Origin of the sequence: Pseudotabrizicola sp., from assembly GCF_030656345.1 — a bacterium.
Classification (GTDB): Bacteria; Pseudomonadota; Alphaproteobacteria; order Rhodobacterales; family Rhodobacteraceae; genus Pseudotabrizicola.
Window position 1 is genome coordinate 50,594 of sequence record NZ_JAUSNR010000014.1, and the last position, 25,499, is coordinate 76,092.

Annotated in this window: 25 protein-coding genes and 1 riboswitch; of the genes, 5 read left to right on the plus strand and 20 right to left on the minus strand. The window is 66.9% G+C overall.

Annotated elements, in window-relative coordinates:
* Positions 1 to 2: 2 nt before the first annotated feature.
* Both Q7J44_RS07740 and Q7J44_RS07745 read right to left on the minus strand, forming a co-directional pair.
* Positions 3 to 800: a Ku protein gene (locus tag Q7J44_RS07740; RefSeq protein ID WP_304878648.1), complete on the minus strand. Its 798-nt coding sequence runs from the start codon at positions 798 to 800 to the stop codon at positions 3 to 5.
* A gap of 9 nt (positions 801 to 809) precedes the next feature.
* Positions 810 to 986 (minus strand): hypothetical protein, encoded by a 177-nt coding sequence (locus Q7J44_RS07745; RefSeq protein ID WP_304878650.1) that lies wholly within the window; start codon positions 984 to 986, stop codon positions 810 to 812.
* A gap of 140 nt (positions 987 to 1,126) precedes the next feature.
* Between Q7J44_RS07745 and Q7J44_RS07750 the strand changes: the two genes are divergently transcribed.
* Positions 1,127 to 1,963 carry a Ku protein gene (locus tag Q7J44_RS07750; protein WP_304878652.1) on the plus strand — a complete coding sequence of 279 codons (837 nt, stop codon included), beginning with the start codon at positions 1,127 to 1,129 and terminating at the stop codon, positions 1,961 to 1,963.
* Positions 1,964 to 1,966: 3 nt separating this feature from the next.
* A complete protein-coding gene (ligD, locus tag Q7J44_RS07755) occupies positions 1,967 to 4,492 on the plus strand; it encodes a DNA ligase D (protein ID WP_304878654.1) in 2,526 nt (841 codons plus the stop codon).
* A gap of 36 nt (positions 4,493 to 4,528) precedes the next feature.
* Here ligD and Q7J44_RS07760 read toward each other — a convergent pair whose 3' ends face one another.
* Genes Q7J44_RS07760 through cbiE form a run of 8 tightly spaced genes read right to left on the minus strand, consistent with a single transcriptional unit; the run spans position 4,529 to position 11,403 of the window.
* A complete protein-coding gene (locus Q7J44_RS07760) occupies positions 4,529 to 5,491 on the minus strand; it encodes a phosphotransferase enzyme family protein (RefSeq protein WP_304878656.1) in 963 nt (320 codons plus the stop codon).
* Positions 5,484 to 6,245, minus strand: coding sequence for a precorrin-6A synthase (deacetylating) (gene cobF, locus Q7J44_RS07765; RefSeq protein WP_304878658.1), 762 nt, complete (start codon positions 6,243 to 6,245; stop codon positions 5,484 to 5,486). The genes Q7J44_RS07760 and cobF overlap by 8 nt, the downstream gene beginning before the upstream one ends.
* A 52-nt stretch (positions 6,246 to 6,297) precedes the next feature.
* Entirely contained in the window at positions 6,298 to 6,978 is a 681-nt protein-coding gene (locus Q7J44_RS07770) for an energy-coupling factor ABC transporter permease (protein ID WP_304878660.1), read from the minus strand.
* A 59-nt stretch (positions 6,979 to 7,037) separates the two neighbouring features.
* On the minus strand, positions 7,038 to 7,763 hold the full coding sequence (gene cobA / locus Q7J44_RS07775; RefSeq protein WP_304878662.1) for a uroporphyrinogen-III C-methyltransferase: 726 nt from the start codon (positions 7,761 to 7,763) through the stop codon (positions 7,038 to 7,040).
* Between the two features lies 1 nt (position 7,764).
* Positions 7,765 to 9,084, minus strand: a complete 1,320-nt coding sequence (locus Q7J44_RS07780) for a cobyrinate a,c-diamide synthase (protein WP_304878664.1) — start codon at positions 9,082 to 9,084, stop codon at positions 7,765 to 7,767.
* Positions 9,081 to 9,863 (minus strand): precorrin-4 C(11)-methyltransferase, encoded by a 783-nt coding sequence (gene cobM, locus Q7J44_RS07785; protein WP_304878666.1) that lies wholly within the window; start codon positions 9,861 to 9,863, stop codon positions 9,081 to 9,083. The genes Q7J44_RS07780 and cobM overlap by 4 nt, the downstream gene beginning before the upstream one ends.
* Positions 9,860 to 10,225, minus strand: coding sequence for a cobalamin biosynthesis protein (locus Q7J44_RS07790; RefSeq protein WP_304878668.1), 366 nt, complete (start codon positions 10,223 to 10,225; stop codon positions 9,860 to 9,862). Before Q7J44_RS07790 ends, cobM begins: the two co-directional genes overlap by 4 nt.
* A complete protein-coding gene (cbiE, locus tag Q7J44_RS07795) occupies positions 10,222 to 11,403 on the minus strand; it encodes a precorrin-6y C5,15-methyltransferase (decarboxylating) subunit CbiE (RefSeq protein ID WP_304878670.1) in 1,182 nt (393 codons plus the stop codon). The genes Q7J44_RS07790 and cbiE overlap by 4 nt, the downstream gene beginning before the upstream one ends.
* Between cbiE and Q7J44_RS07800 the strand changes: the two genes are divergently transcribed.
* Positions 11,402 to 12,148, plus strand: coding sequence for a cobalt-precorrin-6A reductase (locus Q7J44_RS07800; RefSeq protein ID WP_304878672.1), 747 nt, complete (start codon positions 11,402 to 11,404; stop codon positions 12,146 to 12,148). The genes cbiE and Q7J44_RS07800 overlap by 2 nt on opposite strands.
* Here Q7J44_RS07800 and cobJ read toward each other — a convergent pair.
* The 7 genes from cobJ to Q7J44_RS07835 are packed head-to-tail and all read right to left on the minus strand — an operon-like array spanning position 12,124 to position 20,031.
* On the minus strand, positions 12,124 to 12,858 hold the full coding sequence (gene cobJ / locus Q7J44_RS07805) for a precorrin-3B C(17)-methyltransferase (protein ID WP_304878674.1): 735 nt from the start codon (positions 12,856 to 12,858) through the stop codon (positions 12,124 to 12,126). The genes Q7J44_RS07800 and cobJ overlap by 25 nt on opposite strands.
* A complete protein-coding gene (locus tag Q7J44_RS07810) occupies positions 12,855 to 13,592 on the minus strand; it encodes a precorrin-2 C(20)-methyltransferase (RefSeq protein ID WP_304878675.1) in 738 nt (245 codons plus the stop codon). The genes cobJ and Q7J44_RS07810 overlap by 4 nt, the downstream gene beginning before the upstream one ends.
* On the minus strand, positions 13,589 to 14,218 hold the full coding sequence (locus Q7J44_RS07815; RefSeq protein ID WP_304878676.1) for a precorrin-8X methylmutase: 630 nt from the start codon (positions 14,216 to 14,218) through the stop codon (positions 13,589 to 13,591). The genes Q7J44_RS07810 and Q7J44_RS07815 overlap by 4 nt, the downstream gene beginning before the upstream one ends.
* Positions 14,202 to 15,377, minus strand: a complete 1,176-nt coding sequence (locus Q7J44_RS07820) for a precorrin-3B synthase (protein WP_304878677.1) — start codon at positions 15,375 to 15,377, stop codon at positions 14,202 to 14,204. Before Q7J44_RS07820 ends, Q7J44_RS07815 begins: the two co-directional genes overlap by 17 nt.
* Complete coding sequence (cobN, locus tag Q7J44_RS07825) at positions 15,374 to 18,604, minus strand: cobaltochelatase subunit CobN (protein WP_304878678.1); 3,231 nt, start codon at positions 18,602 to 18,604, stop codon at positions 15,374 to 15,376. Before cobN ends, Q7J44_RS07820 begins: the two co-directional genes overlap by 4 nt.
* Positions 18,605 to 18,610: 6 nt before the next feature.
* Positions 18,611 to 19,672, minus strand: a complete 1,062-nt coding sequence (cobW, locus tag Q7J44_RS07830) for a cobalamin biosynthesis protein CobW (RefSeq protein ID WP_304878679.1) — start codon at positions 19,670 to 19,672, stop codon at positions 18,611 to 18,613.
* Positions 19,669 to 20,031 carry a DUF1636 domain-containing protein gene (locus Q7J44_RS07835; RefSeq protein ID WP_304878680.1) on the minus strand — a complete coding sequence of 121 codons (363 nt, stop codon included), beginning with the start codon at positions 20,029 to 20,031 and terminating at the stop codon, positions 19,669 to 19,671. Before Q7J44_RS07835 ends, cobW begins: the two co-directional genes overlap by 4 nt.
* Positions 20,032 to 20,129: 98 nt before the next feature.
* Positions 20,130 to 20,338, minus strand: a riboswitch (cobalamin riboswitch).
* A gap of 36 nt (positions 20,339 to 20,374) precedes the next feature.
* Here Q7J44_RS07835 and cobO point away from each other — a divergent pair.
* Positions 20,375 to 21,010 (plus strand): cob(I)yrinic acid a,c-diamide adenosyltransferase, encoded by a 636-nt coding sequence (gene cobO, locus Q7J44_RS07840; RefSeq protein WP_304878681.1) that lies wholly within the window; start codon positions 20,375 to 20,377, stop codon positions 21,008 to 21,010.
* Here cobO and Q7J44_RS07845 read toward each other — a convergent pair.
* From Q7J44_RS07845 to Q7J44_RS07855, 3 genes are all read right to left on the minus strand, one after another.
* Positions 21,007 to 22,461 (minus strand): cobyric acid synthase, encoded by a 1,455-nt coding sequence (locus Q7J44_RS07845; RefSeq protein ID WP_304878682.1) that lies wholly within the window; start codon positions 22,459 to 22,461, stop codon positions 21,007 to 21,009. The genes cobO and Q7J44_RS07845 overlap by 4 nt on opposite strands.
* Positions 22,462 to 22,733: 272 nt before the next feature.
* Positions 22,734 to 23,567 carry a GNAT family N-acetyltransferase gene (locus Q7J44_RS07850; protein ID WP_304878683.1) on the minus strand — a complete coding sequence of 278 codons (834 nt, stop codon included), beginning with the start codon at positions 23,565 to 23,567 and terminating at the stop codon, positions 22,734 to 22,736.
* Positions 23,567 to 24,280 (minus strand): GntR family transcriptional regulator, encoded by a 714-nt coding sequence (locus Q7J44_RS07855; protein ID WP_304878684.1) that lies wholly within the window; start codon positions 24,278 to 24,280, stop codon positions 23,567 to 23,569. The genes Q7J44_RS07850 and Q7J44_RS07855 overlap by 1 nt, the downstream gene beginning before the upstream one ends.
* Before the next feature lie 237 nt (positions 24,281 to 24,517).
* On the opposite strand from Q7J44_RS07855, the gene Q7J44_RS07860 reads away from it, so the two are divergent.
* On the plus strand, positions 24,518 to 25,495 hold the full coding sequence (locus tag Q7J44_RS07860) for an ABC transporter ATP-binding protein (protein WP_304878685.1): 978 nt from the start codon (positions 24,518 to 24,520) through the stop codon (positions 25,493 to 25,495).
* Positions 25,496 to 25,499: the final 4 nt, after the last annotated feature.

Genomic DNA, 25,499 nt, shown 5'->3' on the forward strand with positions numbered 1-25,499 from the left:
CATCACCCTCCCGGCTTTTCTGTCGCCAAGCTGCGTTTCAGGGCGTCGAGGATGCTCACGACATTGTCGGCAGTCCCGGCCTTCGCCTTCGCTTTGGCGGGCTTTTTCCGGCCCTTCTTCTTGGCCGCCAGAATTTCGAGCAGCCGGTCCTGTACCGGATCTTTGGTCATCTCTGGTGACCAGTCGGCCTTGCGTTCGGTGATCAGCCGCTTCACCAGTTTCATCAGCGCAGGCGCGGGTTTTTCGGAAGTTGCGGTGCCAAAATAATCCGCCTCGTCCCGCACTTCATCGCCATAGCGCAGGGTCCAGACGATAAGGCCCTGCCCCCGCGGTTTCAGCATCACCGCGCGCTCGCGCCGGTAGAGGACAAGCCGGGCGATGCCCACGGTGCCGGTGGCTGCCATCGCCTCACGGATGACGGAAAATGCCTCTTCGCCCACCCGGTCGGCGGGCGACAGGAAATGCGGGCGATCGTACCAGATCCAGCCGATCGAGTCCGCTGGCACAAAGGTTTCAATGTCGATCGTGCGGGTGCTTTCCAGCGCCACGCTGTCCAGCTCGTCATCTTCCAGCACGACATAGTCGTCTTCACCGCGCGGATAGCCCTTTGCCTCGTCACCATCGCGCACCGGCTTGCCGCTGACCGCATCGACATAGCGGCTGACGACCCGGTTGCCGGTTCTGGCATTCATCGTGTGAAAGCTTACCTTTTCCGATGCCGTGATGGCGGGTGTCATGGTGACGGGACAGGTCACCAACGATAGTTTCAGGTATCCTTTCCAGAACGGGCGCGGGGCCATTGCGCGCCCTCAGCAGTCGTTGCTTTTGTCGATCCGGCCCGGATGAACCTTGTCTTCGCACATTGCCGAGTCCGGGTTGCGCCCGCCGGGGATCGCAGGTTTGTCGCTGTCCTGCGCCTTTGCCTTTTCGCGCAGCGTGTCGGGCGCAACGCCCTTTTCCTCCGGGGTGCGGTCTGCTGGGGTCATGGCGAAGTCCTTTCCTGGCTGTCCAGCGGCAACGGCGCTGCGCCGCATTTGTTCCCGCAGATGGCCTGCGCGCTGCCCCGGGAACCTTTGCCGTTCCATGCGGTTGAAGTCGGATGGGCAACGGCAGGCATGGAAAACCGATGGCACCGCGCGCAAACTGGAAGGGCACGCTGAAAATCGCCGAGGTCGCGTGCCCGGTCGCCCTTTACACGGCGGCGTCGACGTCTGACCGGATATCCTTTCACACGATCAACCGCGCCACGGGCAACCGGGTCCATCGGGAGTTCGTGGATTCCGAAACCGGCAAGCCGGTGGAAAAGGATGATCAGGTCAAAGGTTATGAGCTGTCGGAAGGGGAGCACATCATCCTGCAACCTGAAGAAATCGCAGCCGCGATCCCCGGCAGCGACAAGGTGCTGGCGGTAGAGGCGTTTCTGCCCTGTGGTGAAGTGGATGACACCTATTTCGACAAACCCTATTACCTTGCCCCCACCGGTGCCGCCGCTGCCGAAGCCTTTGCGCTGATCCGTGATGGGCTGGTGGCGACGAAAACGGCGGCCATCGCGCGCACCGTGCTGTTCCGCCGGATGCGCACCGTGATGATCCGCGCCCACGGGAACGGTCTGATCGCCACGACGCTGAATTTTGACTACGAGGTCCGGTCGGCAGAAGATGCTTTCAAATCCATCGCCAAGATCAAGATGGACGGCGAGATGCTGGATCTGGCGCGCCACATCATTGAAACCAAATCCGGTAAGTTTGACCCCGCAGCGTTTGATGACAGATACGAGGCTGCGCTTGCAGATCTGGTCAAGGCCAAGTCTGAGGGGCGCAAGATTGCCCCGCGCCCCGAACCCAAGCGCGACACCGTTGTCGACCTGCGCGAGGCACTGCGCCTGAGCGCGCAGAAAAGCGGCAAGGCGAAAGCACCGCGCAGCAGCAAAAAGCCCGAAGCGCCAAAGCGCAAGGCGGGCTAGGCAATGGCGCTGCAGGAATATCAGCAAAAGCGCGACTTCTCGGCAACCTCAGAGCCGAAGGGCAAGCGGGCGCGCAAACGCGGTGACAGCTTTGTCATCCAGAAACACGCGGCGCGGCGGCTGCACTACGATCTGCGGCTGGAAATGGACGGCGTGCTGCGCAGCTGGGCCGTGACGCGGGGGCCAAGTCTGGTGGCGGGCGAAAAGCGGCTGGCCGTGCATGTCGAAGATCACCCGCTGGACTACGGAGATTTTGAGGGCACGATCCCCAAAGGCTCCTATGGTGCCGGCACGGTCATCGTCTGGGATCGCGGCACCTGGGCCCCGGTCGGCGATGCGGCGAAGGGGTACGCCAAAGGGCATCTGGAGTTTGAGCTTACCGGCGAAAAGCTGGGCGGTCGCTGGCATCTGGTGCGCATGCAGGGAAAGCGCGGTGAGAAACGCGAAAACTGGCTGCTGATCAAGGCAGATGACAGCTTTGCCCAACCCGATGACGCGCCGGATATTCTGACCGACCGGCCAGACTCGGTGAAGACTGGACGCGGGATTGATGCGGTGGCGGCTGGGGCAGAACCGCAGCCGCCAGAGCCAGACCCAAAGCGCAGGAAGACCGCGCCGAAACCCGACCCGGCAACGGCTGATGAACCCGGTGAGACCCCTGACCCCGCACAGGTGAAGGGCGCAAAAAAGGCCGCGATGCCGGAGTTTGTCGAGCCGATGCTGGCAACGCTCGCCCCCGCAGCCCCCACCGGCGCGCGCTGGCTGCATGAGATCAAATTTGATGGCTATCGCCTGCAGGCAAGGATCGAAGCCGGGGGTGTCAGGCTGCTGACCCGCAGCGGGCTGGACTGGACGGACAGGTTCGACGGCCCGCTGCTCAAGGACCTGAAATCTCTGCCATTGAAAAACGCGATCATCGACGGCGAGCTGGTTGTGGAAACCGGCACCGGCGCGTCGGACTTTTCGGCGCTGCAGGCGGATCTGAGCGAAGGCCGCGCCGACCGGTTCCGGTTCTACGCCTTCGATCTGATCTATCTGGACGGATTTGATCTGCGCGCCGTGCCGCTGGTCCGCCGGAAAGCCCTGTTGGAACAGGCTCTGACAGAGGCGGGCCAGACTCTGCACTACAGCACGCATTTCGATGAGGGCGGGGCGCTGGTGCTGCGCCATGCCTGCCGCTTGAGTCTGGAAGGCATCGTGTCGAAACTGGCCGATGCCCCCTATCGCAGCGGGCGGGCGAAAAGCTGGATCAAATCCAAATGCTCGGCCCGGCAGGAATTCGTGATCGGCGGCTATACCCCGTCAAGCACGTCGCGGCAGGCGATCGGGTCGCTGGTGCTGGGGGTGTATGAGGGCGATGCGTTGCAGCACGTCGGGCGGGTCGGAACCGGGTTCACCGCAAAGGTGGCCGAGGATCTGTTTGCGCGGCTGGAGGCGATAGCCGCCCCTGACAGCCCGTTTGCCGACACGCTGACGCGGCAGCAGGCCAGCGGGTTGCGCTATGTGCACCCTGAACTGGTGGCCGAGGTCGAGTTCCGGGCGTGGACGGCGGACGGCCATCTGCGCCACGCCTCGTTTCGCGGGCTGCGTGAGGACAAGCCCGCCGCCGAGATTACGCGCGAACAGCCTGCGACGAAACCGCCGGGCAAATCCGCTTTGCCGCGCCCGACGGTCAAGCTGACTCATCCCGATAGGGTGTACTGGCCTGAAACCGGTGTCACCAAGGAAGGGCTGGCCGATTACTACACCGAAGTCTGGTCCAGAATGGCACCTTACGTTGTGAACCGCCCGCTTGCCCTGCTGCGCTGTCCCGAAGGCATCAACGGGCAGACCTTCTTTCAAAAACACGCCTGGCGGGGGATCAGCGCCAAGATTGATCAGGTCAAAGACCCCAAGCCCGGGTCAGGCGCGCTGATCAGCATCAGCTCGCTGGATGGCTTGATTGCCCTGGTCCAGTCGGCGGTGCTGGAAATCCATCCCTGGGGGGTGACGCTGGACGATTGGGAACGGCCCGACACCATTGTGATGGATCTTGACCCCGGCGAGGGGGTCGGCTGGTCACAGGTGATCGACGCGGCACTTGAGGTGCGCGAACGCCTGTCAGACGCTGGCCTGAGTGCTTTTGTCAAAACATCCGGCGGCAAGGGCCTGCATGTGGTGGCGCCGCTGAAGCCGCATGCGCGCTGGCCCGAGGTCAAGGCCTTTACCAAAGCAGTGGCAACCGCGATGGCAGCAGATGCGCCGGATCGCTATGTTGCCACCATCGCCAAAGCAAAACGGCGCGGCAAAATCCTGATCGACTATCTGCGCAACCAGCGCGGCGCGACGGCCGTGGCGGCCTATTCCACACGTGCCAGGCCGGGGGCTGCGGTCTCTGCCCCGCTGAGCTGGCAAGAGCTTGGCCCCGACATAGGGCCGGACCATTTCACAGTGCGCAACCTGAGCAACCGGCTGGCAATGCTGTCGGCGGACCCGTGGCAGGGCTATCATGATGCGGCCGTGCCCCTGAAGCCGCAGCGTGCAAAATAGCAGCGTCGCCTCAGACTTTCCGGATGATACGCCCGCCTAACCTTCCAGAAACCGCGCGGGACCGGCAGAAAGAAACCGCTCGGCAAGCTGCACAGTCTGGGCGGTATAGTGTGCCGCCCCGATCTCGCGCGCGGTTTCGCTGTCGGCGCGGGTGCCCAGCCAGGCCGTCAGCAACACCCGGCGCAGCATCACCAGAACCGGCAGGACCGCTCGGTCTTCAGCTGTCAGCGCGGCCACACGCGCATAGCCCGCACACCAGTGCCGGGCAAGCTCCGGCAGGCGGGGATCGGTTTCGATGAAAGACACGGCAGAGGCAAAGTCATACATCGCCCAGCCAAAGCCGCAATCGTCAAAGTCGATCACCCACAGCCCCTCCACGTCGATCAGCAGGTTGGCCAGCCGCAGATCGGCGTGGATCAGGCCAAAACGGTCGGCACCTTGCCCGTAGGCCGCAAGCAGGCGAGTCAGCTCGGCGGCCAGCCGGATCAGCACCGGATGCGCGGCGTGGTCCATCCCGGGTGCTGCCCGCCAGTCGCCCCAATGCGGCCGGGGGCCGAGGATGGTGTCGGTGTCCCAGCGTTTACGGGCAAAGCCGGGCGGTCGGGGCCAGTGCCGGGCATGGAGGTGCAGCCGTGCGGTCGCCGCGCCCAAAGTCTCGAACCATGGGGCGAGGTCGTCGTCGGCCTTGGGTTCGCGTCCCGCAATATGGGCAAATGCCACCACATGCCGCCCGCCTGCAATCTGGATCATCCCGCCCGCGGCGTCGGCCAGCGGGCGCACGCAGCGCAGCCCGGTCTGACCGTCAAGCGCGGTCAGCCATGCAAGTTCGGCGGCAATCTCGGCGCGACTGTGATAGCCCGCGCGGTGATGGCGCAGGACGATCAGCCTGTCGCCCTCGCCCGCCAGCCAGGTTTCGTTTTCCGATCGGTTCAGCAGCCGCAACGGCGCGTCGGGCGGCAAACCGTATAGCGGCAACAGCGCCCGCAGTGCGTCAGTCATCGGGCATCTCCCGTCGCAGCAGATAAATGTCCATGATCCAGCCATGCAGGGCGCGCAGCCGGGCCCGTTCGGCGGTGATGTGCGGTGCCGTGGCTGCAAGCGGACCCTGAAACAGGCTCTCCTGCGCAAGCCCCAGATAGGCACCCCACCAGATGTGCAGGCCGCACGGGTCCAGCACCTCATACGCCATACCCGCATCCAGCATCACTGCCACCGATACCGCCCCCTCTGGCCAACCTCCGGCGCGCAGCAGGCGCCCGGTGGTGATGGTGACGGGAGACGCCAGAGTATTCAGCGGGATGGCATGGGCGGCGGTCAGCGCCTGCAGGCTGGTGATGCCCGGCAGCACCTTCACGCTCAGCGCGCCGCCGCCTGCACCCAGCCGACCGGCAATGCGCAGGCTGCTGTCGTATAGCGACGGGTCACCCCAGACCATCAGCGCCACATCACCGCCCTGCGGCAGATGGCGGGCGATGGTGTCGGTCCAGACCTTCGCGATGGCCTCGTGCCAGTCGTCCACCGCCAGCCGATACTCCGCCCCCGCAGCGCGGCGGGGCATGTCGAATTCCGCCACGGGTACCGGGGCGGTTATCACCTCGGCCAGTATGGCACGGCGCAGGTCGGCAAGATCTGCCTTGTCCGGACCTTTGCAGGGCAACAGGATCAGGTCAGCTGCGTTCAGCGCGCGCACCGCTGCCCGGGTCAGGTGGTCGGGGTTGCCGGTGCCGATGCCGATCAGGTGAAGGGTGATCATCGCTTGTCCTCAAAGACTGCGGCCCCGGCACGCGGGGCCGCAGCGGTTCAGATCACGGGGCTGCGCTGTGCAGGCGGCGGGTCACAAGGCCGGTGCCCGACAGACCGCGCAGCGCCTTGGCCCCGGCCAGAACCGCCAGATCCACCAGCGGCTCCAGCACCACCACCAGCATATAGGCCGCGCCAAAGCTGGCCACGGCGGTCAGGTTGGCGGCCTCGAAGCCCTGACCATAGATCGCCCAGAAAGCCACCCAGGCCACCACGCCGCCCTGAAACGCGACCGACAGCGCCAGCACCTGCCCGTATTTCAGATCAACATAGGCCGTTTGCGCCGGGATGATCCGCTTGGCCAGTGTCTGGATGGCGAACAGCGGCAGCAGAAGTGTGGTCACATTCATCCCATATTGCGGCAGATCGAAGGGCGCGAAGAACAGCCCCTGCACCAGCAGGCCAAGCGCAAGGCCGATTGCCGCAGGCCCCGCGCCGAACAGCAGGAACAGAGTGCTGCCAAGGATCAGGTGAACCTCGGACACGCCGACCGGATAATGCGGCAGAACCTCGAAAAAGCAAAAGACCAGCGCGGTTGCCGCTGCCGACCGGGCGGCCAGCCCGCCGATCCCCGCCTCGCGCAGCGCCTCGGCGGCGAGTTTCAGGGAATATAGCCCAGCCCCGGCGGCGGTGGCATAGGACAGGATGATCTTGGTGCCAGAGACGACGTGTTCTTCGATATGCATGGAAAGGCTCCTTATGTGGTCTGGGTTGCAGTGGTCTGGTCAGGATGGCTTCGCGGCGGTCATGGCAAACCTTCCGCCAGCGGGCCGTAAAGGATCACGGCGGGGTGGCTGCCGGGGTCGGCGGCCAGGCGGTCGGCCAGTTGCGTGATCGTGCTGCGCAGCAGGTGTTGTTCAGGATGGCCCACCGCCTCGGCCAGCAGCGCCGGGGTGTCGGGCGACAGTCCGGCGGCGACCAGCCGCAGAACAAGCGCGGGAAAGGTGCGGCGACCCATATAGACGACCGTCATCGCCAGCGGATCGGCAAGAGCGGCAAGGTTCAGCTCATCTGGCAGGCCACCTGTGACATCGGCCCCGGTGACGAACTGCACGCGCCGCGCGTTCAGGCGCCGGGTCAGCGGCAGCCCCGCCGCTGCGGCCGCGGCACAGGCCGACGGCACGCCGGGAATGATCTCATAGCCGATGCCGGCGGCATTCAGCGCCGTCAGCTCTTCCTCCAGCCGCCCGAACAGACCGGCATCGCCGGATTTCAGCCGCACCACCCGTGCGCCGGTCAGGGCATAGTCCACCAGCAGGCGGCTGACGTGGTCCTGTCTGGGTGAGGCGCGACCGGCCCGTTTGCCCACCGCCACCAGATCGGCCCCGTCGCGGGCATGGTGCAGGATCGGCCCGGCGGACAGGTCATCGAACAGCACCGCATCGGCAGCTTTCAGCCGCGCCACTGCCTTCAGCGTCAGCAGCTCCGGATCTCCCGGCCCGGACGAGACGAACGAGACAAAGCCGGTCATGTCATGCCCCTGCGATCAGGTGAAAGAAGCTGCCACTGGCCCGCCCGCGACAGGACCCGGTTTCAGCAACCGGCGTGCCGGTGGCGTCCACAACATCGGCCAGCGGCGCATCGGGTTGCGACAGGATGCGGGCGTAGTGGAATTCATGCCCGCGCAGGATATGGCCCTGCGCCAGCCCCGGCATCGGGCTCCGCAAGGTGGCCTGGCGGTAGCCCAGATGCATCCGCCGCCGGGCATAGCTGGTTTCCAGACCCAGAAGCCCCGCCATCCGGTGCCGTTGGCCCGCCGCATCCTCCAGCCCCGCGCCCATTGCCATATAGCCGCCGCATTCGCCATGCACCGGACGGGTCTGTGCAAATGTCTGCAGGCGCGTGCGGAAACCGGCGGCAGCAGACAGCCGTCCGGCGTGCAGTTCCGGATATCCACCGGGCAGCCAGCAGACATCTGCCGTCGGGTCCGGCCCTTCGTCCTGCAAGGGCGAGAACGGCAGGATCGTCGCCCCCGCCGCACGCCAGCCTGCGACCATGTGGGGATAGACGAAGGAAAACGCGGCGTCGCGGGCCAGCGCGATCCGCTGGCCCGGCGGGGCAAGCGGGGCGGCAGGCGGCCCGTGTGGCACTTGCCCCGAGGCAGCCGCGATCAGGGCGTCAAGGTCGATGTGTTGCGCCACAAGCGCCGCTGCGTTGCGGATCAGGGCTTGCAGCCCCGTCTGCTCTTCGGCCTGCACCAGACCCAGATGGCGTTCGGGCATCGCGATGTCGGTCGCTCTGGGCAGCGCGCCAAAGACGCGCAGGCCCACGGCCTCTATCCCGGCGCGCACCAGCGCCTCGTGCCGGGGTGAGGCGGTGCGGTTCAGGATCACTCCCGCCACCGCCAGCCCAGGACGAAACCGCGCCAGCCCCTGCGCCACGGCGGCGGCGGTCTGCGCCTGTCCCGCCGGATTGATGACCAGCACCACGGGCCAGCGGAAATGTGCAGCAACCTCGGAGCTGGCCCCGGTGCCCCAGGCCCCCGCCGCTGCCACGCCGTCGAACAGGCCCATCGAGCCTTCGGCCAGCACCAGATCGGCGCCCGCTGCCGTCGTTGCGGTGGCATTGATCAGCGCTTGCGGCATCGCCCAGCTGTCCAGATTGAACGAGTCGCGCCCTGTCGCCGCGCTGTGAAAGCCGGGGTCGATGTAGTCTGGCCCGGATTTGAAACAGTGCACGCTCAGGCCCCGGTCGCATAGCGCACGCGCCAGTCCCAGTGTCACGGTGGTTTTGCCCGCACCCGAGGCGGGGGCGGCGATCATCAGGCCGGGCGGAAATTGCTGCGGGGTCATACACCCTCCGGAAAACGCGGGGAGGTGCCGGTAGGACGGAACCGCCGGTCGTAATCGGCGGCATAAAGGCGCGAGGTCTCAAAGGTTTCGGTGCCCAAAGTCCGGCCGACAAGAATGATCGCTGTGCGCTCCATCTGCCCGGCGATGGCCGCGTCCAGCGTGCCAAGCGTCGCGCGCGCCACCCGCTCATCCGGCCAGCTGGCCCGCCAGACCACGGCGACCGGGCAATCGCTGCCGTAATGCGGCGTCAACTCGGCCAGCACGCGGTCCAGCACATGCACCGACAGATGAATCGCCAGAACGGCACCGGTGGCGGCAAAGGCGGCCAGGGTTTCCCCCGCAGGCATCGCCGAGGCGCGGCCCGAGGTGCGGGTCAGCACCACCGATTGCGCAAGGCCGGGCAGGGTCAGCTCTGCCCCCAGCGTCGCGGCAGCAGCGGCAAAGGCCGGCACACCGGGGGTGACAGTGTAGGGAATCTGCAGGGCGCGCAGCCGCCGCAATTGTTCCCCCATCGCTGACCAGACCGACAGGTCGCCGGAATGCAGCCGCGCCACATCCTGCCCCGCATCATGGGCGTCGGCAATCTCGGCGATGATGTCATTCAGGCTGAGTGAGGCGGTGTTGATGATCCGCGCGCCGGGCGGACAATGGGCCAGCACCGCTTGCGGTACCAGCGATCCGGCATAAAGGCACACCGGGCTGGCCGCGATCAGGTCGCGCCCGCGCAGGGTCAGAAGATCGGGCGCGCCGGGGCCTGCGCCGATGAAGTGGACGGTCATGGTGTGCTCCTTTCAGCAATGGCGCAGGTGGCGGTGCCGCAGGCCGACACCGCGCGCGGGCCGGTCAGCCGCGCGCCGGGGCCAGCGGCGGCAAGGGCTGCGGCTTCGGCCAGACTGTGCCGGCCATAGCGGGCAGGGGCATGGCCACTGGGGGTGGCGGGGGTGGCGCGCAGCGCGGGCAATCCGACGGCCAGCACCGGCAGATTCAGGGTGCGCGACAGGGCCGCAAAGACGGGGGCGGTCGCCTTGTCGGCGGCAGTGGCAAGGGCTGTCAGCCCTGCAGCTCCCCCCGCCGCGATCAGGGCGTCTTGCAGCGCGTCTGGCGTGGCGGCACCCCGGAAGCCGAATCCTGCGACTTTCATCGGGTGACGCTCCATTGCACGATGGGACGGGCCGGGGACCAGCCCCGTTTGCGGCCCAGCGGTTGCGCCGCGGCCAGCTCGATCCGCAGCAGGGTGCCGCCTTTGTCTGCATGCCACTGGCCAAGCAGGGCTTCGGCCTCCAGTGTCACCGCATTGGCAACCAGACGGGTGCCGGGGGGAATGGCCTGCCAGAGCGCCTGCATCACCGGCGCGCTACTGCCGCCGCCCAGAAAGACCGCATCGGGGGATGGCAGCGTGCCGAAGATGTCGGGGGCCGCGCCCTGCACGACGGTCAGGCGGTGATCGACCCCAAAGGCGGCGGCATTGGCTGCGATGTTGGCCAGCCGGTCGGTGCGGGGCTCTGCCGCGTGGGCATGGCCGCCCGCAAGGCACCATTCCACCGACACCGACCCTGACCCGGCCCCGATGTCCCACAGCCGCGCACCGGGCCGAGGGGCCAGCGCCGACAGTGTGATCGACCGCACGGCGCTTCGGGTGATCTGGCCGTCATGGATGAACAGATCGTCAGGCAGGCCAAAGCCACGCGGCAGGCCGCTGCCGCCCGCCACAGTGATTGCAACAGCCACCGGCGTGGCAATGTCGGCCAATGGGCTGCAGGCAGCCGTGGTCTGCCGCACGCGCGCGCGCGGACCGCCGAGACGTTCAAGCACGGTCAGCGCCGACGGGCCAAGACCAAGCGCGCACAGGTACCCGGCCATCTGTGCCACCGCGGCACCGTCGCGCATCAGGCAGATCAGCCGGGCACCTTGGGTCAGGAACCGCCTTGCGCGCGGCAGGGGCTGGGCGTGCAGGCCAAGGCAGGTCACCTCTTCCAGCCGCCAGCCCAGCCTTGCGGCGGCAAGCGCAAAGGTCGACGGCGCGGGGTAGGCCACCCAGTCATCCGGCGCCAGATCTGCGGCCAGACTGCCGCCTGCGCCGAACCAGAACGGATCGCCTGAGGCCAGCACCGCCACCCGCTGCCCGCGCAGCGCCAGAACGGGGGCCGCGCTGAACGGAACGGGCCAAGACTGGCCGCGTGCGCCGGCCTGCGCCAGATCAAGGTGGCGCGGCCCGCCGAACACCACATCTGCCCGCGCCAGCGCATCGCGGCTTGCATCGGACAGCCCGGCAAGGCCATCTTCGCCCAGACCGATGATTGCAAGCCAGGGCTCAGCCATGACGCATATCCTTTTGCTCGGCGGCACGACCGAAGCGGGACTTCTGGCCCGCGCTTTGGCCGATGCGGGGCTGCGCACGGTCTATTCCTACGCCGGGCGTACCGCAGCGCCGGTCGCGCAGCCGGTCCCGGTCAGGGTGGGCGGCTTTGGTGGGGTGGCGGGGTTGCAGGCGTATCTGCGCGACCAGCGGATCAGCCATGTGGTCGATGCAACCCATCCCTTTGCCGCACAGATGAGCCGGAACGCGGTGGCAGCCTGCGCCGCTTTGGGGCTGCCGCTGATCGGGTATGAGCGCAGCGGCTGGGTCGCGGGGCCGGGCGATGACTGGCGGGCGGTGCCCGACATCGCCGCCGCTGTTGCGGCCCTGCCCGACCGCGCGGCGCGGGTCTTTCTGGCGATCGGGCGGCAGCATCTGGCCGCCTTTGCCGCCAGACCCCAGCACAGCTACCTGCTGCGGCTGGTGGACTGCCCGGAAAGCCTGCCGTTGCCGCAGGCTCAGGTTGTGGTCGCGCGCGGACCCTTCACCACCGAAGCCGACCTTGCGCTGCTGCGGGCGCAGGCAATTACCCATATTGTGGCCAAGAATGCCGGCGGCACCGGGGCACGCGCCAAGCTGGACGCTGCGCGACTGCTGGGTCTGCCGGTTATTCTGATCGATCGGCCTGCGCTGCCGCAGCGGCAGGTTGCGGGGTCGGTTGCAGAGGTGATGCGCTGGCTGGGTCATTCTGCCGACCTTGGGGTATAGACAAAGCGGCCGACCCGGCGCGTCGTTGCGTTGCCGACCAGAACAACCGTGCGCATATCGGCCATCTCTGGTCTGGCGTCGTTCAGGGTGACGGTGGTGATCGTCTGATCGGGAGTTGAAACCGCGCGGGCAAATGTGATCAGCCGGTCCGGCGTGCAGGTGTCGCGCAGGATGGCCAGAACCCGGCCAAAGCCTTCGGGGCGGCTGGCCGAGCGCGGGTTGTAAAAGGCCATGGCGAAATCGGCACCCGCCGCTGCGCGCACCCGCGCCTCGATCAGGGCAAAGGGTTTCAGGTTGTCCGACAGGTTGATCGCGCAGAAATCGTGGCCCAGCGGTGCCCCGGCGGCCGCAGCGGCGGCAAGCATCGCCGTGATTCCGGGCAGCACGCGGATATCAAGTGCTTGCCAGTCGGGCCGATCCTCCAGCGCCTCGAACACGGCAGAGGCCATTGCGAACACGCCGGGATCGCCGGACGACACAATGACCGCGTGACGCCCCGCAGCCGCCAGCGTCAGCGCGGCGCGGGCGCGGGCCAGTTCCTCACGGTTGTCAGACGGGTGCAGGGTCAGGCCCGGGCGGGGGGCGATGCGGGCGACGTAGGGAATATAGCCAAGAATATCAGTCGCCTGCGCCAGAGCCGCCGTCACTTCGGGCGTGACCAAGCGGGGATCGCCGGGGCCCAGACCCGCGATGATGACAGATCCGGTCATTCCAGGGCCTCGGGCCTGCGGCCTTTGCCATGCACCAGCACAATCGCGAAATAGGGGCAGTCGGTGCCCTCGACCTCGGCCAGCCGGATGATCCGCTGGCCGGGCATGGTGCCGCGTTCCACCAGCCAGGCATCGTCCAGCCGACCGGCCCGTGCCAGAGCGCGGCGCACGCGCGGCAGGTTGCGCCCGGTCTTCATCACCACCAAAGCGTCGGCGGCCTGCATGTGGCCTGCCAGAACATCCTCGGCCATGGTGCCGGTCAGCACGGTCAGCACATCGTCGCCCCAGGTGATCGGCTGGTCCACAGCCCCCCAGCACCCGACCATGCCGGGGATGCCCGCAATCACCTCGACCTGCGCCCGGCCCTGCAGACGGCTGTGCAGATGCATGAACGAGCCGTAAAAGAACGGGTCGCCTTCACACAGCACCACAACCTCGGTGGTTCTGGCCAGGTCAGCCAGCCGCGACGCCCAATCGTCATAGAACGCGGCCAGCAGGCGGATGTAATCAGGGCTGTCAAAGGGCAGTTCGGTGGTAACAGGATATTCCATCGGATATTCAGTCACATCCGCCGCCAGAAGACCTGTCACGATCTGCCGCGCCTGACCCTGCCGGCCCGGCTTACGGAAATAGGCGATATGGGTCGCGCCCCGGATCACACGATCGGCCCGGACCGAGATCAGATCGGGGTCGCCGGGGCCGAGGCCCGCGCAGATGATGCGGCCCGGGGTCATTCGCTGCGGCTCGCAAGGGCGTTGATGGCGGCGACGGTGACGGCCGATCCGCCCAACCGCCCTTCAACCACCAGCGCAGGCACCGGGGGGGCGGCGATCAGCGCGGCCTTGCTTTCGGCGGCACCCACAAAGCCCACCGGGCAGCCGATGATGGCGGCCGGGCGCGGGCAAGCGGGGTCTTCGAGCATGTTCAGCAGGTGGAACAGCGCAGTGGGCGCATTGCCGATGGCAACAACTGCGCCCGCCAGATGCGGCCGCCACAGGTCCAGCGCTGCCGCCGACCGGGTGTTCCCCATTGCGGCGGCAAGGCCCGGCACCGATGGGTCGTGCAAGGTGCAGATCACCGGGTTGCCTGCAGGCAGACGGTTGCGGGTGATCCCTTCGCTGACCATGCGCGCGTCGCACAGGATCGGCGCACCCGCTTCCAACGCGGCGCGCGCGGCGGTGGCCATGCCGGGCGAAAAGCGGATCGCGGAGGCCAGGTCGACCATGCCCGCGGCATGGATCATGCGCACCGCGACGATTTCTTCGTCTGCGGCGAACCGGGCAAGGTCAGCCTCGGCGCGGATCATCGCAAAGCTTTGCCGGTAGATCGCTGCACCGTCGGTTTCATACAGATGCGGCATGGGTCCATTCCTTCAGGGTGGCGGCCAGAGCAGCGGGTGGCACGATGCACGCGGCCGGGTCGCAGGCGCGGCCACCGGGGATGACGGCAATGCCGCTTGCGGTCCAGGTCAGGGTCAGATCGGCGGGGCCGGGATGCGCGCAGCCTTTGGCGCAGCCTGAAATGTGCAGGGTCTTGCCCGGCGGGGGCAGCAGGCCAAGGTCGCGCGTGGGGCCGATGGCCTGCGGGCACCCCGGCACTCCGGTGCAGGCGAAGCGCCGATGGCGCGGGGCGGCGGGGTTTAGCAGGAAGGCGGGGTCGCCCTGCAGGGCGGCAAGATCGGGCGCGCCGGGCAGATGCACCCCGCGCCACGGCGTCAGGTGCAGGTTGCCGCCCGCGTTCCGGGCCAGATGGCGCAAGGCAGGTGCCTCGATCAGGCCGAAGTCAAAGCCGGTCGTGGCCGGTCGTGCGCCTGCCTCATCAGGCGCGGTATCCCCCGCCAATGCGGGCGGCAGCACCGCCCCGCGCGCCAGATGGTCGCGCATCCGCCCCCGGCCATCCGGGCCGATTCCGCCGGAAAAGGCGAACCAGCGCGCCATCTTCAGCACCAGATCGACCGCCTGTCCGGGCGTCGTGCTGCGGCCAAGCGCAGATCCGTCGGCACGCACCACCACGCGACCTTGCGCGCTTTCAATCCTGATATCAGCGCTTTCCGTCTGCAGGCAGGGCTGGCCTGACACATCCAGTGCAAAACCGAACTTGCCGGGAAGCCGGGGCGCATCTTTGGCGGCCAGCGCTTGGCGCAGTGCGGTCCATAGCGCAGGAGTGCCCTGACCTGACCAGCCCGGTGCTACCAGAATGTTCAGCCGCGCCTCCGCCAGCGGATCAAGCGACGGATCAAGCAGGCCCAGTGCCACAAGTCCGTCCTGCAAGGCACTAAGCTGCGCCTCGGTCACGCCCCGGATCTGCAGGTTCGCGCGATTGGTCAGCTGCAGGATGCCGCTGCCCTGCGCCTGCGCCAGATCGGCCAGACCCGACGCCTGTTCGGGTGTCAGCAGGGCCAGCGGCGGGCGCACCCGCACCACCAAGCCGTCGCCCGATGCCATCGGACGCAGGGCGCCGGGGCACCAGCCTTTGACCACGGGCCGCCGGTTTGCCGGGCTGTCCGGCATCGCGCTCATGCGCTGCTCCTCAGACTGGCGGCGATGGAATTGCGGCGGGTCGCCCACAGGCCGGCCTCGTGAAGCCGCTGAAACAGGCTTTCTATCGCCGCCAGCGCTGCGGGGTTTTCGCGGGCCAGAAAGCTGCGCAGGTCGTCCCGGCCCAGGGTCGCATCGTGATAAAGGTCAAAAAGATGCGACGGCACCACGCCTGCCAGATGTGCAAACGCCGCCATGTGATCCAGCGTCGCCGCAATTTCCGCAGCCCCGCGATAGCCGTGGCGCATCATGCCGTCAGCCCAGAGGGGGTTGGCGGCCCGCGCGCGGACAACGCGGGCGATTTCCTCGGTCAGGCTGCGGGCGCTGGGCGTGCCGGGGCTGGTGGCATCGAGATGATAGAGCGCCGGGGCCTGTCCGCCCAGACGCGCCACGGCGGCGGCAAAGCCTGCCTCATGTGCGGCATAATCGGCGGCCAGCAACACATCGGTTTCCGGCAGGTCCTGCACATGCACAAAGCTGTCGGCCACGCGCAGCTTTGCCTCAAGCCCGGCCCGGTCGGGGCGCGAGATGCCGTCGGTGCCGATTGCCCAGCTTGACGCGGCCAGCCACGCCTCGCCTGCCTCATGCCGGGCTGCGGCGGTGAAGGTGTCGGCGGCAATGCCCATGCCCAGCCCGTACTGCCCCGGTTCGGGGCCAAACACATGCGGGCCGCGCTGGCTATAGGGATTGTCGTCGGCGCATTCGTCCCGGTTGGCAAGCGCTGCGACCCCCGCCCCGAACATCTGCGCCAGTCCGGGGAAAATGTCGCGGAACAGGCCCGATACGCGCAGGGTCACGTCGATGCGCGGGCGGCCCAGAGCCGCCAGCGGGATCACCTCGAACCCCGTCACCCGGCCCGATCCGGTTTCCCAGCACGGCGCAAGCCCCGCCAGATGCAGCGCCATGGCAAATTCCTCGCCCGCCGTGCGCATCGTTGCCGATCCCCACAGGTCAACCACCAGCCCGCGCGGATAGTCGCCGTGGTCCTGCAGATGGCGCCGCACCAGTTCGGCGGCGAGTTTCACGCCCTGTGCATGGGCCTCGGGGCTGGGCACGGCGCGCGGATCGACCGCGAACAGGTTGCGCCCGGTGGGCAACACATCGCTGCGGCCGCGATAGGGCGACCCGGCAGGACCGGGCACCACGCGCAGCCCCGCAAGTGCGGCCCGCAGCCCCTCGGATTCGCCGGGGGCCTGACCCAGCACATGCAGCCCGTCGCCAAAGCGGCTTTCCTTGATGTCGCAGACAAAGCGGTCGATCCGGGGGATGACCTCGGCCGGGGGAGCATTGGGCGGCAGGTCAAGGTCGGCATAAAGTCCGGTTGCCTGCGCCTGATCGCGGATCGCGGCGATCAGCCGGGTGCGGCGCGCCGGGTCCAGCCCGTCAGCCGTCGAATAGTCATCCAGCAGCCGCTCCAGCGTTGCAAGACCTTCGGGCAGGGACGCGCTGACCAGTGGCGGCGGCATGTGGCCAAGGGTGACCGCCCCGACGCGCCGTTTGGCCTGCGCCGCCTCACCCGGGTCGTTGACGATGAAGGGGTAGATCAGCGGCGTGGCCCCGATCAGCGCTTCGGGCCAGCAAGTGCCGGACAGCGCCACCGATTTGCCGGGCAGCCATTCCAGCGTGCCATGTGCACCCATATGCACAATCGCATGCGGTGCAAGGCCGCGCAGCCACAGGTAGAATGCCACATAGCCATGGCGGGGTGTGCGGGTCATGTCATGATATTCGCTGTCACGCTGGCTTGGGGTGCCGCGTTCGGGTTGCAGCGCGATCAGGCTGCGGCCGCGGCGGGTTGCAGCAAAGTGAAACGCCCCGTCGCGACAGGCGGGGTCATCCTCGGGCCGTCCCCACGGGGCGAGGGCTTCACGCAGCGGGGCTGGCAGGGTTGCAAGGGCTGTCAGATAATCGGCCAATGGCCAGCTGACGGCCTCTTGCGTCAGTGCCACACTCAAAGCGGCACCGGGGGACACGTCATAGCCCCGTGCTGCAAGGTCGCTCAGCATCGCCTCGGTCGAGGCGAGCGCATCAAGGCCGACCGCATGGGCCATCTGGTGGCTGCGGCCGGGATAAGTGGACAGGATCACCACCAGATCGCGCCCCGCAGCAGGCGTTTCGGCGAGCCGGACCCAGGCCGCGACCCGCGCCACCACAGCCGCAATACGCTCTGCGTCGGCACGGTGGGCGAACCGGCTGAACTGGAGATCGGGGTCGCGCTTTCCGGGGGATTTGAAGCTGACGACACCGGCAAAAAGCCGCCCGTCCACCTCGGGCAGGGCCACATGCATCGCAAGATCGGCGGGCGACAGGCCCCGGTCGGATGCCGCCCAGTCGCGGCGGCGGGCGGTGGACAGCGCCACCTGAAACACCGGACAGTGCGCTGCGTCAAACGGGGTGGCACCGCCCGGACCCTGTGCCGAAAAGGCGGTGGCGTTGAGGATGGCAACGGGCGGATGGGCGGTCAGGTGGCTGGCCAGCCAGTCGGCCACGCCCGGGGCCTTGAGGCTGGGGGCAAAAGCGCCGATGGCATCCAGCCCCGCCGCCCGCAGCTGGCGGATCAGCACGTCCACCGGGCCCGTGTCAGCAGAGGTAAGGTAGGACCGGTAAAAGGTGACCAGAACCGGCCGTGCCGCCGCCAAGGGCGCGTCGATCACGCCACGGTCGGGGTCGTAGAACCCCATTTGAGGCACCGATTTGGCCCCCGCGACCGGCCCCGCGTAAAGCCCGGCGGCCAGTGCCAGTTGCGCCAGCGCCGCCTGTGCCGCTACTGCGCCCCCCGCGTCGCACAGCACGCTCAGCCGCCGCAGGGTGGAGACCGGCAAGGTGGACAGCGCATCCAGCCGCGCATCGGACCGTCCGTCAGCGGGCAGAACCGCAAGCGCAATGCCCCGCCTGCGGGCAAGGTCCTGCAGTGTCGCCAGACCATAGGGCCAATACCCCTCACCACCGATCACCCGCACCAGAATGGCCCGTGCCCCGGCAAGCGTCTGTTCTGCATAGGTATCCACCGACAGCGGATGTTTAAGCGCCACCAGATTGGCCAGCCGCAGCGACGGCAGACTGCCGCGCCCGCGCTGCCAGCCCGCCGCAAACGCGCCGAGGTCACTGTCGGAAAACGACAGCACCACCAGATCGGCCGGGTCCTGCCCCGGGTCGAACGGTGTTTCCGTCTCCTCCAGCCCATGCTGCTCGCGGAAGATGACATGCATTGCGGCTCAGGCCCCCGGAGCTTGGGGAACCAGCACCGCGCGGATGGCAGCAAGGTCAATGTCGGCCTGTTCCGCGATCACCACCAGATGCGAGGCACGCGGGGTGTCGCCCCAGGGCCGGTCGTATTGCAGACGCACCCGCCCGCCCACGGCCTGAACCAGCAGCCGCAATGGCTTGCCCGCCACCGCGACATAGCCCTTGACCCGCAGGATGCGCTGTTCGGCGGCCAGACGGGCGATGGCGGCGCTCAGGGCGTCGGGATCGGTCACCTCGGGCAGGTCGATGATTGCCGAGGTGAAGTCATCATGCTCGTGATCCTCTTCGCCATCGTGATGCGAGGCGCGGGCGGCAAGGTCATCTTCAGCGGCGGCCTTCAGGCCCAGAACCACGCGTGGATCGATCACGCCATCGGTCATCGGCAGCATCGGCACGCTGCGGGTCATCTCGGCCACAATGGTGGCGCGGGCGGCTGCAAGCCCCGCCGCGCCAGCCAGATCGGCCTTGGACAGCAGGATCAGATCGGCGCACAGGATCTGGTCTTCGAACACCTCGGACAGCGGGGTTTCGTGGTCGATCGACGGATCGGCGACGCGTTGGGCATCGACCGCCGCCAGATCCGGCGCAAACCGGCCTGCCGCCACTGCCTCGGCATCGGCCAATGCAATCACACCATCGACCGTGATGCGCGACCGGATCGCCGGCCAGTCGAACGCTTTTAGCAGGGGCTTGGGCAGGGCAAGACCCGAGGTTTCGATCAGGATATGGTCGGGACGCACGGGCAGCGCCATCAGCGTCTCAATCGTGGGGATGAAATCATCGGCCACAGTGCAGCAGATGCAGCCGTTGGCCAGTTCCACGATATTCTCGGCCGGGCAGCTTTCATCGGCGCAGGATTTCAGAATATCACCATCCACCCCCATCGTGCCGAATTCATTGACCAGAATGGCAAGCCTCCTGCCCTGCGGATTGGCCATCAGGTGGCGGATCAGCGTGGTCTTTCCGGAACCCAGAAAGCCGGTGATAATGGTCACGGGGATTTTCGACAGATCTTGCGTCAGCGTGGTCATTCGGCGGCCTCCAGCGGGGGGATACGGGCAAGGCTTTGCTTGCGGAAAATCTCGGGGCGGTCCCGCCAGGGCACGATGCCGTCTGCTGTGGCACCGTAGCGCGCGGCCCCGTCAAGGATGGTCGGTGCATCCGCTTCGGTCAGGCGGCCATAGACATAGGACCACGCCCCCGGTGCGCTGAGCGACACCGCGCAGCCCGCACTGCAGGCCGACAGACATTCGACTGAAACGATGCGCACCCCCGCCGCCTTGCCCTGCGCTAGCAGCGCCGCGTGCAGCCGCGCACCGGGCACGGGTTGGCCATCGACGACGGGTTCTCCGGCGCGACAGGTCGTGCAGACATGTAAAGTGGCCGACATCGGCAGTCCCCTTTCCTTGACAGATGGGGACACGCCAGAGCAGGGGGCAGCACAAAGCCGGCCGCACCATTGCACCGGTCGCGGAACACCCCGTCCGCCCGTTCAAATTCTGTGCTGGCAGGTCTCCCGGCTTGCGGAGTCAGGGATTTCTCCCAACGGATGCCCCCCTTCCCAGCTTTTCAGCCAGTGGATCGGGCACCCTTTCCGGTCACGGTCGCGGGGGCGGCTGCGCTTGGGGGTCTTTGGAACCCTTGTCGCATTCCCTCTTCGCCTGTCATAAACAGGAACCAACACGGGGCCACCAAAAACCTAAGCCCCCCTCTTGTCAAGAACAGGAATGATGATGACCGACCCCATATCGTCGGCGGAGGACTCTGCCGACCTCGCCCGCCACGCCAGCAAGATGGCCCGCATCAAGGCCGCACGTGACCGGAATATGGCGGGCAAGACCGGCGAAAAAGGGTTGATCATCGTCCATACCGGGGCGGGAAAAGGCAAATCCTCTTCGGGTTTTGGGATGATCCTGCGCTGCATCGCGCATGGCATGCCCTGTGCGGTGGTACAGTTCATCAAGGGCGCATGGGACACGGGTGAACGTCGGCTGATCACCGGGCATTTCGCCGACATCTGCCAGTTTCATGCGATGGGCGAAGGCTTTACCTGGGAAACGCAGGACAAGGCGCGCGACATCGCGGCCGCCCGCGCCGGCTGGGAAAAGGCGAAAGAGCTGATCCGCGATCCGCAGATCCGGTTGGTTCTGCTGGATGAAATCAACATTGCACTGCGCTATGACTATCTGGACCTCGAAGAGGTGCTGACCTTTCTGGCGGATGAAAAGCCGCCCCTGACCCATGTCGTACTGACCGGACGGAACGCAAAGGAAGGGTTGATCGCCGCAGCCGATCTGGTGACCGAGATGACCCTGATCAAGCATCCGTTCCGGTCCGGTATCAAGGCGCAGCCGGGGGTGGAGTTCTAAACACCCTGCCCCGCCAGCGCCAGCAGCCCGGCGCAATCGACATGCACCTCCAGATGGTCGGCCAGCAGGTCCAGTGTCGCATCGACGCCCGCTTCATAGCTGGCCGTCCCCGCTGTGGCTCCCAGCCCGGTCAGGAACGCGCGGCGAAACGGGTCTGCGGAAAACATGCCGTGCAGGTAGCTGCCCATCACGCGGCCATCTGCGCTTGTGGCCCCTTCGGGCTGGCCCTCTGTTGTGAACATCGGACGGGCCGCATCAGGGCCTTTGGTGCGCCCGATGTGGATTTCATAGCCGTGCACCGCCAGACCGCTGCCAAGGTGCAGCGCCGCCGTTTCAGTCACCCGCTTGTCATCTGTCATCACGGTGTCCACCTCCAGCAGGCCCAGACCCGCCACCGATGCTGGCGGCCCCTCAATACCGCCGGGGTCGGAAACTGTACGGCCCAGCATCTGGTAACCGCCACACAGACCCAGCACCCGTGCCCCGCGCCGGAGGGCTGCAGCGATGTCGATGTCCCAGCCTTGCGCCCGCAGAAAGGCGAGATCGGCGATGGTGGCCTTGCTGCCGGGCAAGATGATCAGACCGGCCTCAACCGGGATCGGCTGGCCGGGCGCGACCATGACCAGCCGCACGCCGGGTTCCTGGGCCAGAGGATCAAGATCGTCGAAATTGGCGATCCGCGACAGGTGCGGCACGGCGATCAGGAACGGCCCGGTGCCGCGCGTGCCGTGCAAGTCCAGCGCATCTTCGGCGGGCAGACGATGCGCGTCGGCAAACCACGGCACCACACCGAACCCCGGCCAGCCGGTGCGCTCTGCGACAAAGGCATAGCCGTCGTCGAACAGGCGGGGGTCACCGCGGAACTTGTTGATCAGAAACCCCCGGATCATGGCGGCATCAGCGGGGTCGATCACCGCCTGCGTGCCGACCAGTTGCGCAATCACACCGCCCCGGTCGATGTCGCCGACCAGAACCACCGGCACCCCGGCGGCGCGCGCAAAACCCATATTGGCAATGTCACCCACCCGCAGGTTCACCTCGGCCGGACTGCCCGCGCCTTCGATCAGCACCAGATCGGCCTCTGCCGACATTTGCGCAAAGCTGTCCAGCACCGGGGCCATCAGGCGCGGTTTCAGCGCCGCATAGTCACGCGCCCGCGCCGTGGTCCAGAGTTTGCCCTGCACGATCACCTGCGATCCGGTTTCCGACTCGGGTTTCAGCAGGACCGGGTTCATGTGCACCGAAGGCCGCACCCCGCAGGCCCGTGCCTGCAAGGCCTGCGCCCGCCCGATTTCGCCACCATCGGCGACGGCGGCGTTATTGGACATGTTCTGCGGCTTGAAGGGCCGCACCCGCAGCCCCTGACGCGCAAAAAGGCGGGCCAGTCCGGCCACCAGCATCGACTTGCCGACATTCGAGCCTGCCCCCTGGATCATCACTGCCCGGACCATGCGCCCCCCTTAGTTTCCGCAAAGGTATATCGCTTTAGCACCCCACCGGACAGAACGGACTCGTCAGGGGTTTTCGTATCCTCTGAAGGTCGGTACGCAAATTGCAGAGGTCGGGCCAGTTCCTGCGAGCGGGACAAAGGGCACGTAAAGACCGTGCATGCGCTGCTGCAACCCCATCAACGCACATGGATACCCTGCCCGGCATGGCTGGTGTCGGCGTCAACAGTCTGGACACTCACCCCGGGCCATATCATGCGGGCCTGAACCCGTTCCTATCCCAGCTCCAGCGTGGCAACTGCCTGCAGACTGGCGGTCTGTCCTGGCGGCGCGCCGCGGACCATGCGGGCGGTGCGGAACGTTTCAGCAAAGCCCACCTCGCGGAGCGCGTTCACCAATGCGGCGTTCTGCTGCGGCACATCAAGTGCGACGCGATTCAGATCCAGCGTCCGGGCTGCAGCGGCGATCAGCGCCAGCGCGGTTGCCGTGTCCGGCGCAATGACAGGGCCGATCTTGCCACCGGACCGGCACAGACGGGCGGTTGCAAAGCCGATGGGACCCGCCGGTCCGTCGGCCACGACCGTACGGCGTCCCGGTGTCTGCAAGACCCAACCGGACAGGAAGGCGGAACGGGCGTACCCCACCGCTGCCCGGTCCAGTGCGAGTAGCGCGCCAGCATCGCCCGGGTCTGCCAGGCGCAGCGAGGGATTTTGACCTCCGGTCTGAACATGCATCGTGCCCTCCATCCGCACCGTGCTGCCCGTGAAGAGAAACCCCGCTCTCGCATATTTGGTCTGCTGCGCGGGCACGCCGTCGAGCCCGACGCTGCGCTTCCCGGCGTGGCGCAGGGCGTGGGTCCACAGCGCAAGACCGATCCCCTGCCCGCGAAAGTCCGGGTGGCAGATGTAAAGGCCCAGAAAGGCGTTATCCGCGTCGTGGTTGACCACAGAGATCGCAGCCGCAAGCCGGCCATCCTGTTCAGCCATGAAAAACCCCTGCGGATCGGCGGCCCGGAATGCCGCCGCGTCCCCCTGCCCCGGGTTCCAGCCCTCGGCAGCGGCCCAGTCTAGCACCGTTTCCAGATCGCCAAGCGTCATCTGCCGTAACATCATCGGTCGCCAAACACCTCATGCAGGGATCGCGGCGGCGCGGCCCGGTTCTGCAGGTCGAGCGAGGACACAAGGTCCAGCAGGTGGCCCTGCATCACCTCTTCCGCAAGCGATCCATTCTGTGCGGCCAGCGCCCGCATCAGGGCGCTGTGGGCATGACTTTCGCACAGCGCGCTGCGCCGCTGCCAATACAGTGCGATGATCAGTGAAGACCGGGCGACCAGTTGGGTGATGAACTCGCGGATCGTGTCCTGTTGGGCGATGCGCGCGATTTCGATATGGAACTGGCCTGACAGATAGACCGCACGACCGACATCCCCCGCTGCAAGTGCGGCATGTTCGGCGTCGATATGGGTCTGCAACCGCGCGATGTCGGCTGCGGTGGTCCGCTCGGCCGCCGACCGTGCCGTGCGCGGCTCAAGCAGGGCGCGGGCCTCGAACACCTCGCGTGCTTCATGAATGCTGGGCTGGGCGACAAAGGCACCACGGTTGCGTTTCAACGTGATCAGCTGGTCATGCGACAGCTGCTGCAGAGCGGCGCGCACGACCGTGCGGCTGACACCGAACACCTCACCCACCTCATCCTCGGACAGTTTGGTGCCGGGCAGAATCCGGTGTTCATGGATTGCCAGCGCCAGTTTCTCGGCGACATGGGCACTGCCGCCATTGGATGGCTCTTGCGGGGGGTGCGTTTGGTGTCTTGCCTCGGTCATCAGCCTGCCTGTCGTCGTTGCCTTGAGTCTGTGCCCTTCTGCGCGCACAGACAAGGGTCACCCGGTGTGGGGGATCGTCGCCGCTATCGTATACAATCTTGTATCAGATCTGCATCGCCAGCTTGCGCAACTGCGTCAATTTTCATCAATTTACTGATGCCCGCGCTGCGGACGGCAGATTCATGACGCTGCATCGCAGAATTTATTCATCATGAGACAAAGCCGAAAGGAACCGTGATGCGCAGTGGCGACGATATCGAACTGGTGAACGTATCCAAACGCTACGCGGGCGGTGCAGTGGCGGTGGATGCGGTGACGCATCTTTTTCGGGGCAACACTTATATCTGCCTGCTTGGTCCCTCCGGCTGCGGCAAATCCTCGACCCTGCGGATGATCGCGGGACATGAAAGCGTGACGGACGGTGCCATAGTTCTGGGCGGGCGAGACGTGTCAGCCCTGCCGCCGGCGAAACGCGGTACGGCAATGATGTTCCAGTCCTATGCGCTGTTCCCCCACCTGACCGTCACCGACAACGTCGCCTTCAGCCTGAAGATGAAGGGCGAGGACGCGGCCAGGCGCCGGGCCCGGGCGGGCCAGATGCTGGAACTGGTGGATATGTCCGCCTTTGGCGACCGGCTGCCTGCGCAACTGTCGGGCGGACAGCAGCAGCGCGTGGCGCTGGCGCGCGCACTGATCACCAATCCGCAGGTTCTGTTGCTGGATGAACCGCTTTCCGCGCTGGACCCGTTCCTGCGCATCCGGATGCGGGCAGAGCTGAAGCGGATTCAGCGCGAACTGGGCATCACCTTCATTCACGTCACCCACGGTCAGGACGAGGCGCTGGCGCTGTCCGACGAGGTGGTGGTGATGAACAAGGCAAAAATCGAACAGGCCGGCCCCGCGCGCGAGGTGTTCAACGCTCCGCGCACCGCCTTTGTCGCGCGCTTCATGGGCGGGCACAATGTGATCAGCCTGCCGCAGGGCCAGTTCGCCCTGCGCGCCGATGCTGTGCGCCTGTCTGACATGGGGACCGAAGCCGTGGTGCAGGCGGTCGAATATCAGGGCACGCATGTCGCGGTCACCGCCCGTTCGGCCGGAGATCAGGACATTCTGGCCGTCATCCCCGAAGCAGAATTCTTCGCCGCCCCCAGATCACCGGGCGAGACTGTCCGCCTTGGCTGGCAGGACAGTGACCTGCACCCGCTGACCGCCTGACATC

Coding starts and splice junctions, on each gene's coding strand:
- Q7J44_RS07740 (WP_304878648.1), bottom strand. CDS start 800: ATGGCCCCGCGCCCGTTCTGGAAAGGATACCTGAAACTATCGTTGGTG.
- Q7J44_RS07745 (WP_304878650.1), bottom strand. CDS start 986: ATGACCCCAGCAGACCGCACCCCGGAGGAAAAGGGCGTTGCGCCCGAC.
- Q7J44_RS07750 (WP_304878652.1), top strand. CDS start 1,127: ATGGCACCGCGCGCAAACTGGAAGGGCACGCTGAAAATCGCCGAGGTC.
- ligD (WP_304878654.1), top strand. CDS start 1,967: ATGGCGCTGCAGGAATATCAGCAAAAGCGCGACTTCTCGGCAACCTCA.
- Q7J44_RS07760 (WP_304878656.1), bottom strand. CDS start 5,491: ATGACTGACGCACTGCGGGCGCTGTTGCCGCTATACGGTTTGCCGCCC.
- cobF (WP_304878658.1), bottom strand. CDS start 6,245: ATGATCACCCTTCACCTGATCGGCATCGGCACCGGCAACCCCGACCAC.
- Q7J44_RS07770 (WP_304878660.1), bottom strand. CDS start 6,978: ATGCATATCGAAGAACACGTCGTCTCTGGCACCAAGATCATCCTGTCC.
- cobA (WP_304878662.1), bottom strand. CDS start 7,763: ATGACCGGCTTTGTCTCGTTCGTCTCGTCCGGGCCGGGAGATCCGGAG.
- Q7J44_RS07780 (WP_304878664.1), bottom strand. CDS start 9,084: ATGACCCCGCAGCAATTTCCGCCCGGCCTGATGATCGCCGCCCCCGCC.
- cobM (WP_304878666.1), bottom strand. CDS start 9,863: ATGACCGTCCACTTCATCGGCGCAGGCCCCGGCGCGCCCGATCTTCTG.
- Q7J44_RS07790 (WP_304878668.1), bottom strand. CDS start 10,225: ATGAAAGTCGCAGGATTCGGCTTCCGGGGTGCCGCCACGCCAGACGCG.
- Q7J44_RS07800 (WP_304878672.1), top strand. CDS start 11,402: ATGACGCATATCCTTTTGCTCGGCGGCACGACCGAAGCGGGACTTCTG.
- cbiE (WP_304878670.1), bottom strand. CDS start 11,403: ATGGCTGAGCCCTGGCTTGCAATCATCGGTCTGGGCGAAGATGGCCTT.
- cobJ (WP_304878674.1), bottom strand. CDS start 12,858: ATGACCGGATCTGTCATCATCGCGGGTCTGGGCCCCGGCGATCCCCGC.
- Q7J44_RS07810 (WP_304878675.1), bottom strand. CDS start 13,592: ATGACCCCGGGCCGCATCATCTGCGCGGGCCTCGGCCCCGGCGACCCC.
- Q7J44_RS07815 (WP_304878676.1), bottom strand. CDS start 14,218: ATGCCGCATCTGTATGAAACCGACGGTGCAGCGATCTACCGGCAAAGC.
- Q7J44_RS07820 (WP_304878677.1), bottom strand. CDS start 15,377: ATGAGCGCGATGCCGGACAGCCCGGCAAACCGGCGGCCCGTGGTCAAA.
- cobN (WP_304878678.1), bottom strand. CDS start 18,604: ATGCATGTCATCTTCCGCGAGCAGCATGGGCTGGAGGAGACGGAAACA.
- cobW (WP_304878679.1), bottom strand. CDS start 19,672: ATGACCACGCTGACGCAAGATCTGTCGAAAATCCCCGTGACCATTATC.
- Q7J44_RS07835 (WP_304878680.1), bottom strand. CDS start 20,031: ATGTCGGCCACTTTACATGTCTGCACGACCTGTCGCGCCGGAGAACCC.
- cobO (WP_304878681.1), top strand. CDS start 20,375: ATGACCGACCCCATATCGTCGGCGGAGGACTCTGCCGACCTCGCCCGC.
- Q7J44_RS07845 (WP_304878682.1), bottom strand. CDS start 22,461: ATGGTCCGGGCAGTGATGATCCAGGGGGCAGGCTCGAATGTCGGCAAG.
- Q7J44_RS07850 (WP_304878683.1), bottom strand. CDS start 23,567: ATGTTACGGCAGATGACGCTTGGCGATCTGGAAACGGTGCTAGACTGG.
- Q7J44_RS07855 (WP_304878684.1), bottom strand. CDS start 24,280: ATGACCGAGGCAAGACACCAAACGCACCCCCCGCAAGAGCCATCCAAT.
- Q7J44_RS07860 (WP_304878685.1), top strand. CDS start 24,518: ATGCGCAGTGGCGACGATATCGAACTGGTGAACGTATCCAAACGCTAC.